The following is a 12,949-nucleotide window of genomic DNA, read 5'->3' as shown; positions in this document are numbered from 1 at the left end:
TTCCGCAAGGCGGATGCACCCGTAGCTCAGCTGGATAGAGCGTTGCCCTCCGAAGGCAAAGGTCACACGTTCGAATCGTGTCGGGTGCGCCAGTCGTCTTGTTCAGAAATGCGCGCCCGTAGCTCAGCTGGATAGAGCATCAGACTACGAATCTGAGGGTCGGACGTTCGAATCGTTCCGGGCGCGCCACTTCGGTCTTGGACCGTAAATTCCCACGACAAGCCCAGCCACCGCGGTCGTCGACCGCGGCGCCGTCACGCCCTGGGCTATCCGAACATCCCTTCCCCGCCTCCTCGGCGTACGTCGGCAGGCAGGCCGCGCCTAGCGGTAGGAGAACCCCTCGGCCGTGCCCTTCTGGCCGCCTCGGTCGGTCAGCTTGCCCTGGCCGTCGACGTCGAAGGCGTGGACGTCGAAGGACAGCGCGCCGTCGGCCGTGCCCGAGACGCGGTTCAGCTTGACGTGGAAGGCGCCGCCCCGGTCGCAGACGGCCGCAAAGCGATAGGCCGAGCGGTCGGCCGACAGGAACGCCAGGGCCGCCGGCGGCAGGGCGACGTTCTGGCCGTCGAGCTTCAGCAGGGGGGCGTCCGAGGTCGGGCGGCGGGCGCCGGCGCCCTGCAGCGCGAGGGTTCGGCCTTCGCACCGCGCCTCGAAGCCGGCGCTGAGCAGCTCGGGCGGGCGGGGCTCGGTGATCGTCAGCAGCGGGGGCTCGGCCTGGGCGGGCGCCAGCAGAGCGATCAGGGCGACGAGACTGGTCATGGACGGTGCTTTCCTCTCTCAAACACGGCGTGACTTGGGCGAAGCGGCCCTCGGCGCCTCAGGGCGCGGCGGGCGGCGCGAAGACCTTCCGGGGCGCCAGACCGACCTGGCCGGCCTTGGCGTCGTACAACACGGCGAAGTCGTAGAACGGCAGGACCCCCGCGTTCAGCCCCTCCCACGGCAGGCTCGCGGGCGGCATGGAGAACTGCAGGCGCGCGCCCGCCCCCCGGCCGATGACGAAGTCCTGCGAGGGCCCCGGCGCGTCCGGCGGCCCGAACGTCAGGCCCGCCTCGGCCCCTGCCGGCCAGTCGGACGGCGTCTGCGGCGCGCGGGACACGAAGTTCAGCGCCGGGCCGCCGCTGTCGAGCAGGGTCGGGGCGCACAGGCGCGCCGCACCGCTGGTCAGGCAGGCGGGAATGGCGTTGTCGGCCCAGTGACCGCGCCCGCGCGGATCCTTCTGCAGGGAAAAGAGCGTGAACTTCGCGCGCTCCTCGGGGCTGGGGTTGAGGATCAGCCTGCCCGGCGCGGCCTCTCCCGGCCGCGGCAGCAGCACGATCCAGGCCTGGTCGCGGGCGTGCGTCAGCGGGTTCTCGGCGTCGCTGGCGCGCAGGCCCGCGCCGAGGATGCCCTCGAAGCCGTTGGTGGGGCCGGACCCGCCGATCCTGAACCGCTCCGGCGGCAGGCCCGCGGCGGGACAGCCGGGTCGATCGGGCGCGCAGGCGACGGTGGCGGTCGCGCTGACGTCGGCCTCGGTCTCGAACCCGCCGATCGCCAGCCTGGTCCGCACCACCTGTCCCTCGAGCACCACGCCATTGCGGTAGGCGTAGCGCTGGGCGCGCTGGCCCTTGCCGGACGGCGCGGCCGTCGGCAGCAGGCGCAGGCCCGTCGAGCCGGTGTCGAGCATCACGTCGACCGGGGCGCGCCCCTCGATGGAGACCGGAACCGAGTATCGTATCGGCCCGCCCTCGAAGCGGTTCTGCCGGATTTCAATCTCCACCCGCCCCTCGGGCTGGGCGGACGCCAACGCGGCGATCAGAAGAAAAAGCGGCACGCTTCACAACTCGACCGTGAACAGAGCCAGTGCAGCCTAAGCGGTCTTTATTTAAAATACCACCTTGAGAAACGGGCCCGTTCTCGACGACCCTGGAGCTTCGAACCGTCCGAAAGACCTGCGTCCGACATGCCCGATCTTCACGACCTCTACGACGCCGCCCACGACTTTCCCCGCCGCGACGGCGCCCCTCGCCTGAGCTACGTCATCGCCAGCACGCCGCGCAGCGGAAGCACGCACCTGGCCGCCTGCCTCTGGCGCGCCGGCGACCTGGGCGCGCCGCTCGAATATCTCAATCCGCTGCACATCGAGCAGATGTCGCCGCGGCTGGGCGCGGCCGGCCGGCCCGACTACTGGCGCGCCCTGTGGGCGCTGCGCACCTCGCCCAACGGGGTCTTCGGCCACAAGCTGTTTCAGCCCTACTACGTGATGGCGGCCCGCGAGGAGCCCGGCTTCATGCCGATGCTGGCGGCCGACCTGACCGTGCACCTCTATCGTCGCGACAAGGTGGCCCAGGCCGTATCCCTGGCCCGGGCCCAGCAGACCCAGGCCTGGGCGTCGTGGGGCCAGGAGAACGGGCCGCCCGGCTACGACCGCGACCTCATCGGCCGCTGCCTGACCAGCATCGCGCGACAGGAGCAGTGGTGGGCGACGGTCTTCGCCCTGGTCGGCGCGCCCAGCATCTCGATCGCCTACGAGGACTGCGTGGGCCGCGAGGACGAGGTGGCCGGCCAGATCAGGGCGGCGTTGGGCCTGCCCGAACGCGCCGACTGCCCCCCGGTGCGGATCCAGCCCCTGGCCCGCCAGGCCGACCAGACCAGCGCCGAATGGATAGAGCGCTTCCGCGCCGAGGTGAACCAGCGCCTCGACGCCGCGGGCCGGCGCCGCGACCTCTCCGCGCTGGCCCGCGCCATCGCGCCGCCCTGAGGCCTTCGGAAGGCGGCGAGGCCGCCTTCCCCTTCCCCTTCCCCTTCCCCTTCCCCTTCCCCGCCTACAGCAGGCTGGGACCGTCGTGGGCCTTGCGGGCGCGCGACTTGAACACCAGCACGGTGCGCAGCGCGGGGCAGTCGCGACTGGGCGTGCGGGCGGCGTGCGGGATGTCGCCCGGGAACACCGCCAGCCGGCCGGGGATCGGAAAGACCGAGCGGATCACGTCCCGGCCGCCCTGGTCGAAGAAGACCGTCTCGCCGCCCCAGTTGGCCTCCCACTGGGGGTGGGCGTAGTAGATCGTGGTGAAGTAGTCGGGCTGGGCGCTGTCGGTGTGCATGTGCCCGTCGCCCCCGAACGTATGGCCGTTGGCGTAGACCCGCACCGGCACGTGGTCGCCCACCACCTGGTCGCAGATCAGCTTCCACAGCGCGATCACCGGCGTGATCAGCGGGCGGCCCAGAAGCTCCTTCTCGCAGTTGTCGAGGCTGTTCTCGTCGCCGCCGCCGAAGTGCGAGTGCCAGAAGCTGTGATTGACCTGGGTCGAATTGGCCCGCCAGCCGTAACGCCAGATGTTCCGGTCCATCAGCCCCGAAAGCTGCAGCTGCAGGTCGGTCGGAACAATGCCCTCCAGCGTGCGGATCTCGCCGGCCCGCGGCGCGCCGATCGGCCCGCGCACGACGCGCGACGACGCATCGAAGCCGTAGGTGTCCGACAGCGCCTTGTGGCCGGCCTCGTCGAGCCAGGCCAGCAACCCGCGCAAGCGCGGCCCGGCGTCGGCCCGCTGGCGCGGCTGCATGCGGGGAAACTGTTCCAGCCAGTTGGCGGTGAAGATGTGCGCCAGGTCCTTCAGGTCGCTGCGCGCCACGGGCTCCTGGCGACCGTCCTGCAGCGTCAGCATGCCCGGGCCGCGCGGCGCCAGGGCCAGCATGAAACTGCGCTTGGTCATGGCCCCGAACAGATAGGCCAGCCGCTCGGCCCGCTCGCCGATCACCGCGGCCACGTCGCCGCGGCGGTCCAGCGTGAGGATGGCGCGCTGGAAGCTCTCGGTGCCGTAGACCGAATGGAACAGGCCCGCATCGCGCACCGCCTCGTCCACGCCCCAGGCCTCCAGCAGGGCCGCGGTGCCCTTCAGGTGGTCGAGCAGGACATGGCCGGAATGCCCCACGCCGCCCGCCCCGAACTGGCTCAGGAACTGCAGCTTGGCCTCGAAGGACGGCTCGGAGGGCGCGGCTTCCGGCGCGGGACGATCCAGAAGCGAGACGTCGGAAAGATCGCTCATTGGCTTACTCGGTTTGGGCGGGAGAAAGGGGGAGGGTCGGCCGGCGCCGCGCGCGTCATGACAGGCAGTCGACCAGGACGAGGCCGCGGATGATCGTCCGCTCGCCCTCGTTCTTGCTGTAGAGCATGCTGAAGAACGACACCGTCTTGATCAGCAGCAGCGGATCGCCGTCCACCGGCAGCAGCCGCAGGTCCAGGCCGCGCGCCTTGGCCGATCTCTGCAGCCGCGCCAGGGCCGTGACATCGGCGGTTCCGGCGGTCCATCGATAGAACAGCGCGCAGTCGAGATCGCCGGGATTGGGCTTGGGTCCGATCGCGCTGCCGCCGAGCAGGGCCGCGACGCCCTGCCCGCCGGCGTCGGAAAGCTCGCCCAGGGTGACGGCCAGCTCGTCGATGAAGCGCTTGCGACGGGCCAGCGCCTGCCCCGCGACCAGGGCCGAGAGACTGACCAGATAGGGGGTGGCGTTGACCGGCGTGCTCTGCCGCTCCGCGGTCACGAAGGGCGGGAAATCAAGCGCCTCGGCCTGCCTGAAGCAGGACTCCGTCACCTCGCGGAAGGTTTGCGGCGCCGCCGCCAGGCCGGTCACTTCGACGCCTCTGCGACAGGTCGAAGCTGAAGAAACAAGCTCGCTGACACGCCCCGCCGATCCTACGCCTGACGCCGCGCTCACCCGTGCGAGGCCGCCGATCAACGCCACTCTAGGTTTAATCTTGAATCGCGCGCAAGACGCCAAAAGGCAATTCTGAGTTGATTTCCACAGACGCCGCCGAAAGGGGCCTTTCCGGCCGAAGATCGCCGGCCATGAGGAAGAGACAGCGCTCGACGAAGCGGAACAGCGGCGCCCAGCGACCGTGCACCTCGGCCTCGCGCAGGGCCAGCGTCAGGCTGCCCCCCGAGAGGGTCGTCAGCTCGTGCAGGGGCGCATAGAAGGCCGGCCGGCCATAGGCGCGCCGGACCACCGCGCTGAACAGCATGCGCGCGGTGCGGCCGTTGCCGTCCTCGAAAGGGTGGCAGTTGGAGATCGCCGCCATCCCCACCGCCGCCCGGTAGAGGGCCGGAACCGCCGCCTCGCCCATCCGGCCATGAACCAGCGCCAGGCGCTCGGCGATCTGCTCGGCCGGCGGAAAGGCGATCTGCTCGCCCTCGAGGTCGCGCTGCGTGCCCACCAGCCTGCGGCGCGGACAGACCCGCCGCCCCAGCCCGTGGCTGGCCAGGGTGGCCAGGCCGCGCGTGAAGTCATGGGGATCGTCGGCGACGATCGCATCGGCCAGGCGCTCGCCGAACTGGTCGAGCACCCGCCGTTCCTGCAGAGAGCGGCCGTCCTCGACGGGCCGGGGCGCGAGCCGGGCCGAGAAGCGCTCGGCCAGCGGATGGGAAAGACCAAGCTCGGCCGGATAGCCGGCGCCGGTCGCCAGCGGCCTGGTCGCCAGCCACGCCTCGGTCCTGGCTTCCATCTCGGGCGGGGCGGCGTTCAGATGCTGCTCGCCCAGCCGCACCAGGGCGATGGTCTCGTCCGACGCCTCGCGCCACTCGGGCCAGGCAAACAGCGAACGCCGGCGCAGGCCCACGCTCAGGGTCCGTCCTGCGACGCCGGCGGCAAGGCCAGCGACCGGTCCGGCCGCCCCCCGGACCGGGCGACGACCGTCTCGATCGGCGCGGGATCCGAAGCGCCGATCGAGTCCACCTTGTCCAGCACATGGACCCAGGGCGCATGGAAGGCGCGCCGCCGCGTGGGCGAGATTTCCTGCAGCCCCGGCACGAAGTCGATGAACCGCAGCTCGCCCATCGCCGCCAGCAGCGCGGTCGAGGCGACGTATTCCTGGTAGGTGGTCTCGACCAGGCCGAACTTGGCGTCGCGCAGCTCCTGCTCGGCGTTCAGCACCTCCAGCACGGTGCGCAGGCCCAGCCGCTGCTCTTCCTTGACGCTGTCATAGGCGGTCTGCTGGGCCCGGATCTCCAGCCGTCGCGCCGAGACCGTGGCGCGGGCCGCCGCCAGCTGGTTCCAGGCCTGCGACACGCTGCGGATCGCCTGGCGCCGGGCGTCGTCGATCAGCAGTTCGTCGCGCTGGCCCTGGGCCTCGGCCGCGACGATCCGTGATCGGACAGCTCCATTCGGGAAGGGCTGACGAAAGACCAGGCCGGCCGTCGTGGCCCGCACGCTGTCGACCGGATTGAAGCTGTTGAGCGGCGACTCGGCGTTCTGCACCTGCAGCGACACCGTCGGCCGGGCCTGGGCCTTGGCCATCTCCAGGCGGGCCTGCGTCTCCTGCAGGGTGTAGACGGCGATGCGCAGGTTGCGATTGTTGCGTTCGGCCCGGCTCAGGGCGTCGTCGATGGTCGCCGGCAGGTTGGGCGTCACCGGCGGCGGCGCCAGTTCGCCGGGGTTCTGGCCGACCACCGCCAGATAGTCGCCGCGGCTCTGGGCCAGCTGCCCTTCCCTGGCCAGCAGGCGCGCACGCGCCGCGGCCAGGCGCGCCTCGGCCTGCGAGCGATCGGTGATCGTCACCTCGTAGAGCGCGAACTTGGCCTCGGTCTCGCTCAGCTGCTGTTCGAGCACCTGGACGTTCTCGCGGGCGATGGCCACGCCCTCCTCGTCGCGCCGGACCGCCGAGAACGCGACGACCAGGGCCTGCAGGATCTGTTGCTCCGATTGCAGCAGCGCCTCGCGGCCCGAGGCGGCCTGCGCCAGGGCCAGCTTGAGGCTCGCATGGCCCGCGCCGCCCAGATAGAGCGGCTGCTCGAGCGAGAACTGGTCGGACGCATAGCTCGCCTCGACGTCCAGGTCGGGAACGTCGGTGCGCGTCCTTGAGAACCGCGCCGACGCGGTGGGCGCAAACGCGCCCAGCGCCTGGTGATAGGCCTCCTGCACCGCGCGCAGCTGGGCGCGCTGGGCCAGAAGCTGGGGGTTGCCCTCGTAGACCAGCGATGCGGCCTCGGCGAGGGTCTCGGCCCCGGCCCCGCCGGCCACGCCCAGCAGGCCGCTGGTGATCAGGCCCAACAGCCACCCTCGCGCGAAGGGTCTGCGCCTTGCGGTCTTGCCCATGCCGATCAAGCCGCGTTCACCGGGGGTTGCTCGCCCTCGGCCGGGCCGGTCGACGACACCCGCGTCATGCGCCGGTCGGCGATCGCGGTGCCGTCCTGGATCATGATCACCCGATCGGCCGCCGCGATGGTCTCGGGCCTGTGCGCGACGACCAGGCGCGTGATCTTCAGGTTCGACAGCGAGGTGTTGACCAGCCGCTCGCGCGCCACGTCCAGATGCGAGGTGGCCTCGTCCAGGATCAGGATGCTGGGCTGGCGATAGAGGGCGCGGGCCAGCAGGACGCGCTGCTTCTGCCCGCCCGACAGCGACGAGCCCATGTCGCCGACGAAGGTCTCGGTCCGCATCGGCATGCGGTTGACGTCCTCCTCCAGCCCGGCCAGGCGCAGGCACTCGTTGACGCGGTCGATGTCGACCACCTCGTCGAAGAAGGTCACGTTGTCGGCGATCGATCCCGAGAGCAGTTCGTCGTCCTGCAGCACCACGCCGATGTTCCGGCGCACGCCGCGCGGCCCCCAGGCGCTCAGCGGCATGTCGTCGATGCACACCTGCCCGTAGGTCGCCGGATAGAGGCCGCACAGCACCTTCATCAAGGTCGACTTGCCCGAGCCGGAGGGGCCGACGACGGCCACGAACTCGCCGGGCTCGATGGTGAAGGTCAGGTTGCGCAGCACCGCCGGCTCGTGCGGGGCGTAGGTGAACCCGACCCCTTCGAGGCTGACTTTGCCCTTCATCTCGGGCAGGCCGCTGGTCGACTTCTCGATGTCGGCCTCGGTCGGGGTCAGCACGATGTCGGCCAGACGGAAGGTGTAGAGGTCGAGCATCTTCCAGGCCACGCCCTGCTCGATCAGGTTGGCGCCGCGGTCGAGGAACTGGGTGTGGTAGGCCATGAAGGCGTACAGCACGCCGATCGACATCTGGTCGGTCATGATCATGCGCGCGGCCAGATAGATGACCGCGATGCTGGCCAGCCCGCGGATCAACCGCTGCACGCCGTTGATCCCGACATTGGCGAAGGCCGAAAGCTGGCTGGCCCGAATGCTGTCGGCCATGCGGTTGGACCAGTCGGCCTGACGCTCGGGCTCGGCGCCCATGACCTTGATGGTCTGGATGGCGCGCAGGGTCTCGATGCGCTTGCCGTTCTCGGCGATGCTGGAGGTCAGCGCCTTGGCCGCATAGTTCATGGTCAGCGGGATCGAGATCAGCCGCACGACGAGATAGAGCAGCAGGCAGGCCACCGTGACCCCGGCCAGCACCGGCGCGAACACGAACATCATCACCGCCGTGGCCACCGAGAGCACGCCGTCGAGCATCACCGCGATCAGGCCGCCGGCGATCAGGTTGCGGATCGGGTCGAGGGCCTGGAACCGCATCAGGGCGTCGGCCAGCCGCCGGCGCTGGAACCACGGCAGCGGCAGCCGGATCAGGTGATGGAACAGCCGCTGGGTCATGTCCCAGTTCATCAGCGCCGACAGCTTCTGGGTGGCGAAACCGCGAAGCGTCTCGGCCCCGACGTTGAAGATCGCGAACACGCCGAACCCGATGGCCAGGCCCGTCAGCAGGTCGAAGTCGCCCTTGAGGACGGCGTCGTCGACGACGAACTGCATGTAGAACGGGCTGACCAGGATGTAGGCCTGCAGCACCAGCGACAGCACCACCACCTGGCCGAGCCCGCTGCCCAGGCCCGGGGCCCAGCGCACCACGCTCCACATGTTCAGGGGCGAGCGCTCGCGGCGGCGCTGGAAGGCCGGCGTCGGCGACAGCTCCAGGGCCGCGCCGGTGAACTTCTTGTCCAGGTCCTTGAGGCTCACCTTCACGTGGCCGCGGCGAGGATCGAAGATCTTGGCGGAGTCGCGCTTGACGCTGATCAGCACGACGAAGTGCGACAGCCCCCAGTGCAGGATGGCGGGGCACTTCACGTCGACCAGTTCGTGCGGATCGCAGCGCAGGGGCCTGGCCGACATGTTCATCGAGCCGGCCAGGTCGATGATGTCCTTGAAGGACATGCCGCGCGACGACATGGGGAAGCGCTTGCGCAGGGTCGCCAGGTCGGTCTCGTCGCCGAAGATCTGCGACACCGCCGCCAGGCACGACAGGCCGCACTCCGCCGCCTCGGTCTGCTGCAGTCTGTAGTCGGGTGTCATGGCTACTGGGCTTTCGAACGCGCGCGCATGGCCAGGATGGGATCGAACAGCGCATCGATGAGCGAGTGGCGATCCAGGACGATCTCCGCCTGCAGCCGCATGCCGGGCATCAGCGGCCATTCGCGGCCGTAGGCGGCGACGCTCTGGCGATCCAGCTTGGCGACGATCCGGTACAGGGCTTCCTTCGACTCCGGCCCGGCGACGCCGGCGGGCTGGTCGGCGGGCGCGACCGGCGCGTCGGAGATCTCGGTTATGGTCGCGCCGCCCACGCCGAAGCGCTGGTAGGGAAAGGCGTCGTAGAGGAGCCTGACGCGATCGCCTTTGCGCACGAAGCCCACCGCCTTGGACGGCACCCACAGTTCGGCCGTCTGGTGAGCGTTGGTCGGCAGCAGGATGGCCAGTTGCCCGCCCGGCGCGGCGGTCTGGCCGGGGCGCGCGGCCAGGGCGGCCACGCGACCGGCCCGCTCGGCGGTCAGGATGATCTGCCCCTCGCTGGCCAGGGCCGCCCGGCGCTCGAACAGCTCGGCGCGGGCCTTGGCGATGTCGGCCTGGGCCGAGGCGCCCTCGGCCTGGGCCCGCCGCGTCTCGATCCTGGCCTGCAGCAGGCTGGTGCGCGCCTCGACCAGCTGGCGCTCCAGGTTGGCGACGCTGATCTTGGCTTCCAGCAGGCTGTCTTCGCGCTGGCGCAGCTGGATCGCCGGCATCAGCCGCTTCTCGAACAGCTCGCGCGCCGAGGCCACGCTCTGCTCGTTCAGCGCCTGGCGGCCGCGCTGCAGGTCCAGCTGCTGCTCCAGCTGGGCGATGTTGGCGACCAGCCCGTCCTGCTTGGCCAGGCTGTAGGCCTCGGTCTGCTGAGCGCTGGCCCGGCGCGCTTCGGCCTGGGCGCCGATCGCCTGCTCCTGCTGGGCGGTGGCGGCCGAATAGAGGCCCGAGACGTGACCGCCCTCGACGGTGGCGTCCAGCGCGATCTTCATCAGCGGCGCGCCCGCCGTGATCGCCTGGCCGTCCTTGACGTAGACCTCCGAGATCACGCCGGCGCGGGTTGTCGTCAGCTTGATGGCGCCGGCGTCCGGCTGGATCAGTCCGGGCGCGCGCTCGACGCGGGAATAGCGGGTGAGGATCAGGAAGGCGAAGCCGGCGACCAGCAGCGCGCCCATGAAGCCGGTCAGCAGCCAGCTGCTGACGCCGAACGTGCCGCCGGGCGATCCGATGCGCGAACGGGCGGCCTCGACGGCGCGCTCGCGGAACAGGGGCGACGGCTTGGCGTCGTCGGCCGGGGGCGGATGCATCGGGGAACCGATATTCTTCACGACCCGCTCGCCGCCCGGGTTGCACGCCGCAGCAAGCCCTTGGCGACCAACGCAGCTGAACCCAAACTCACGCTCAAACCCCCGATCAAGACCATCGGCTAACTTCCGACGACGCGCCCTTGCGAAACACCCTAAGTGTGCATTTCAGCAATAATCAACACAAAGTAGCGCAGGCACGGCAACCTTTCTGTCAGCGCCCGGCGACCCGCTGTTTCAGCCGCTCGTTCATGGCGCGCGCGAGGTTCAGCGCGCCGGCCACGGGCACGGACCAGTCGCCGAGCGCGGCCTGCTGGAAAACCTCGGTCTGGCCGTACCAGAGCGTGGCCCCGCCCCCGCGACGCCAGCGCCAGTCGACGCTGGCTGCGGCCAGCAGCAGCGCGGTTCGCCGCCCCATGCCGCCGGCCAGGTGGGCCACGGCGGTGTCGACGCTGACCACCAGGTCGAGGTCGGCGATCACCCGCGCGGTGTCGGTCAGCGACGCCGAATCGTCGAGCGGGGTGAGCATCCGGGCCGCTTGCGGCGTCGCGGCGATCTGGGCCGCCCCGGGACCGATCTGCAGGCTGACCACCTGCAGGTCCGGCATGGACAGCAGGGGCGCGAAGGCCGCCAGCGGCGCCGAGCGGCGGGCGTCGTGCGGATGGTCGGGATTGCCCTGCCAGCTGAGGCCGACCCGCAACGGCCCCGGCCGGCGATCGCCCGCGGGCGCGAAATCCTGGAAGAGATAGGGCGGGCGGACGAGGTCGGCCTCGTGGTCCAGCCCCAGCAGCGCCGGCAGGCTCATCAGGCAGCACCAGCGCCCGGCCCGCGACGTCAGCGGCCGGCCCAGCGGCGAGAAGTCGGGCGCGTCGCTCAGGCTGGCGATCGCCGGCTCCAGATACGGCCGGCCGACCACGGTGACGGCGACCCCGCGCCCGACCAGGTCGGGCAGGAAGCGCGCGAACTGCAGGGTGTCGCCCAGCCCCTGCTCGGGAAACACCAACAGCTCTTGGGGAACGGGCTCGCCCCGGCGCCAGCGCTCGACCGAGCGCCCGCTCTCCTTGCCGCGCAGTTCGGCGAAGGGGGTCAGGCGCAGAGCCTCGAGGCGATGTTCCATGTCGCCCCAGCCGTCGCGCCAGTCGCCCAGCCGCAGGCGGGCCAGACCCCGGTTCATCAGCATTTCCGGCGACGCGCCGGGCTCCACCGCCAGGGCGTAGGCCCGCTCGGCGGCGTCGGCCTGGCCCCAATAGGCCGCGTAGGCGCCGAAGGCCGAAGCCATCTTGGGCGGCACGCGGTGCCTGGAGGTGATGTCGTCGAACAGTCGCGCGCTCGCCTCGAAACCGGCCTCGCGCATGCTCCGGGCGAGCGCCTCGCCAAGGGTGCGGGGCGCGATGGGCAACGGCGCTGGCGTCAACGGAATCCCCTCTCGAAGCTGACAACCTATGGGCGTACACGAACCCTTGGCAACCGGATTGTCGGCGTCGTCCACAGCGCCACTTCCGATCACAGAGACGTGACAATGCAACCTTAAAATGTTCTCTGTGAAATACGCGGAAAGCATGCGTCAAAGAGCGCGTCGCCCAGGAAGGGCGAGGCTCCAGACAGGTGTGATGAATGCGTGAGCTGACCTTGGAAGAGCTTGAACTGATCAGCGGCGGTATCGATACGCTCGAGACGATCACGGTCACGGGCACCCGCGACGGCGACGGCTGGGATGGCTGGGACGGCTGGTGGGACGGCGGCTATGACGGCGGCGACGGCGGGTACGACGGCGGCGGCGGAGACGGCGGCGATCCCCCGGCCGAGGAGTATCCGCCGTGCGTCGAAGCCTCGCCCGAGGGCGTGGCGCCGGGCGCGATCCTCGACGCGGCCCGCAACGCGGCCAGCCAGATCGCGGCCGGCAACGACGAGACCTACGAGTACGGCGCGCTCATCTACGAGCTCAACGGCGTTGTCGGCGTGGGCAACATCTACACGCAGAACAACACCGGTCAGGTCCAGATCGGCGCCGGCGGCGTGCCGGACGGCGCCCGTATCGTGGGCTACATCCACAACCACCCGGACGTGGGCGGCATCGACGACCGCACGCCTTCCGACCACGCCGGCGGCGACTGGGATCAGTACAACGGCCTGATCAACAGCACCTCGCTGCCGCGCGGCATCACCGCCGACCCGAACATGCTGTTGTTCATCTACACCAACGAAGACGGCAAGGTCCGCGCCTACGACAAGACCGACGAAGGCACGACCACCGCCAGCTGCGCCGTCTGACGCGCTCAGCCTGATGCGGACGGCGAGCCGCACTTTCGGCTCGCCGTTTCGCGCCAAATGCGTATTTTCATAACTGCAACCCAGGATAACGATATTGTTATCACGCAGCCCGCAGAGGCGCCTCGCAAGCTCGACCTTGGCATGCATGATTTCACAACACCCGCTTTGAGGGTGTTTTCCAGACAGGTGGAT

At 70.3% G+C, this 12,949-nt stretch carries 11 protein-coding genes and 2 tRNA genes; 4 read left to right on the top strand and 9 right to left on the bottom strand.

Annotated features, from left to right (window positions below):
- Window positions 1–15 precede the first annotated feature (15 nt).
- Both G5B46_RS19585 and G5B46_RS19580 read left to right on the top strand, forming a co-directional pair.
- Window positions 16–92 (top strand) — tRNA-Arg (locus G5B46_RS19585).
- A gap of 20 nt (window positions 93–112) precedes the next feature.
- Window positions 113–189, top strand: a tRNA-Arg gene (locus tag G5B46_RS19580).
- A 132-nt stretch (window positions 190–321) separates the two neighbouring features.
- Here the strand turns inward: G5B46_RS19580 and G5B46_RS19575 are convergent.
- Window positions 322–756: a hypothetical protein gene (locus G5B46_RS19575; RefSeq protein ID WP_165261625.1), complete on the bottom strand. Its 435-nt coding sequence runs from the start codon at window positions 754–756 to the stop codon at window positions 322–324.
- A 58-nt stretch (window positions 757–814) separates the two neighbouring features.
- Window positions 815–1,807, bottom strand: a complete 993-nt coding sequence (locus G5B46_RS19570) for a hypothetical protein (RefSeq protein WP_165261623.1) — start codon at window positions 1,805–1,807, stop codon at window positions 815–817.
- Window positions 1,808–1,936: 129 nt separating this feature from the next.
- On the opposite strand from G5B46_RS19570, the gene G5B46_RS19565 reads away from it, so the two are divergent.
- Window positions 1,937–2,734, top strand: coding sequence for a Stf0 family sulfotransferase (locus tag G5B46_RS19565; RefSeq protein ID WP_165261621.1), 798 nt, complete (start codon window positions 1,937–1,939; stop codon window positions 2,732–2,734).
- 64 nt (window positions 2,735–2,798) lie between these two features.
- On the opposite strand, the gene G5B46_RS19560 is transcribed toward G5B46_RS19565, so the two are convergent.
- The 7 genes from G5B46_RS19560 to G5B46_RS19530 all read right to left on the bottom strand — a co-directional run bounded on the left by G5B46_RS19560 (window position 2,799) and on the right by G5B46_RS19530 (window position 11,885).
- Complete coding sequence (locus G5B46_RS19560) at window positions 2,799–4,016, bottom strand: 2OG-Fe(II) oxygenase (protein WP_165261619.1); 1,218 nt, start codon at window positions 4,014–4,016, stop codon at window positions 2,799–2,801.
- A gap of 55 nt (window positions 4,017–4,071) precedes the next feature.
- Entirely contained in the window at window positions 4,072–4,602 is a 531-nt protein-coding gene (locus G5B46_RS19555; protein ID WP_165261617.1) for a hypothetical protein, read from the bottom strand.
- A gap of 118 nt (window positions 4,603–4,720) precedes the next feature.
- Window positions 4,721–5,584 (bottom strand): Fic family protein, encoded by an 864-nt coding sequence (locus G5B46_RS19550; RefSeq protein ID WP_165261615.1) that lies wholly within the window; start codon window positions 5,582–5,584, stop codon window positions 4,721–4,723.
- A 2-nt stretch (window positions 5,585–5,586) separates the two neighbouring features.
- Complete coding sequence (locus G5B46_RS19545) at window positions 5,587–7,014, bottom strand: TolC family outer membrane protein (RefSeq protein ID WP_165261613.1); 1,428 nt, start codon at window positions 7,012–7,014, stop codon at window positions 5,587–5,589.
- A 50-nt stretch (window positions 7,015–7,064) separates the two neighbouring features.
- Window positions 7,065–9,200 carry a peptidase domain-containing ABC transporter gene (locus G5B46_RS19540; RefSeq protein ID WP_165261611.1) on the bottom strand — a complete coding sequence of 712 codons (2,136 nt, stop codon included), beginning with the start codon at window positions 9,198–9,200 and terminating at the stop codon, window positions 7,065–7,067.
- A 2-nt stretch (window positions 9,201–9,202) separates the two neighbouring features.
- Entirely contained in the window at window positions 9,203–10,489 is a 1,287-nt protein-coding gene (locus G5B46_RS19535) for an HlyD family efflux transporter periplasmic adaptor subunit (RefSeq protein ID WP_165261609.1), read from the bottom strand.
- A 211-nt stretch (window positions 10,490–10,700) separates the two neighbouring features.
- Window positions 10,701–11,885, bottom strand: a complete 1,185-nt coding sequence (locus tag G5B46_RS19530; RefSeq protein ID WP_205691772.1) for a hypothetical protein — start codon at window positions 11,883–11,885, stop codon at window positions 10,701–10,703.
- 215 nt (window positions 11,886–12,100) lie between these two features.
- Between G5B46_RS19530 and G5B46_RS19525 the strand changes: the two genes are divergently transcribed.
- Window positions 12,101–12,757, top strand: a complete 657-nt coding sequence (locus G5B46_RS19525; RefSeq protein WP_165261383.1) for a hypothetical protein — start codon at window positions 12,101–12,103, stop codon at window positions 12,755–12,757.
- The last annotated feature ends 192 nt before the right edge of the window (window positions 12,758–12,949 follow it).

It is taken from the genome of Caulobacter sp. 602-2 (assembly GCF_011043625.1).
Taxonomy (GTDB): Bacteria; Pseudomonadota; Alphaproteobacteria; order Caulobacterales; family Caulobacteraceae; genus Caulobacter.
Note: the sequence above shows the minus strand (reverse complement) of the source record. Positions and strands in the feature narration are given on the sequence as shown.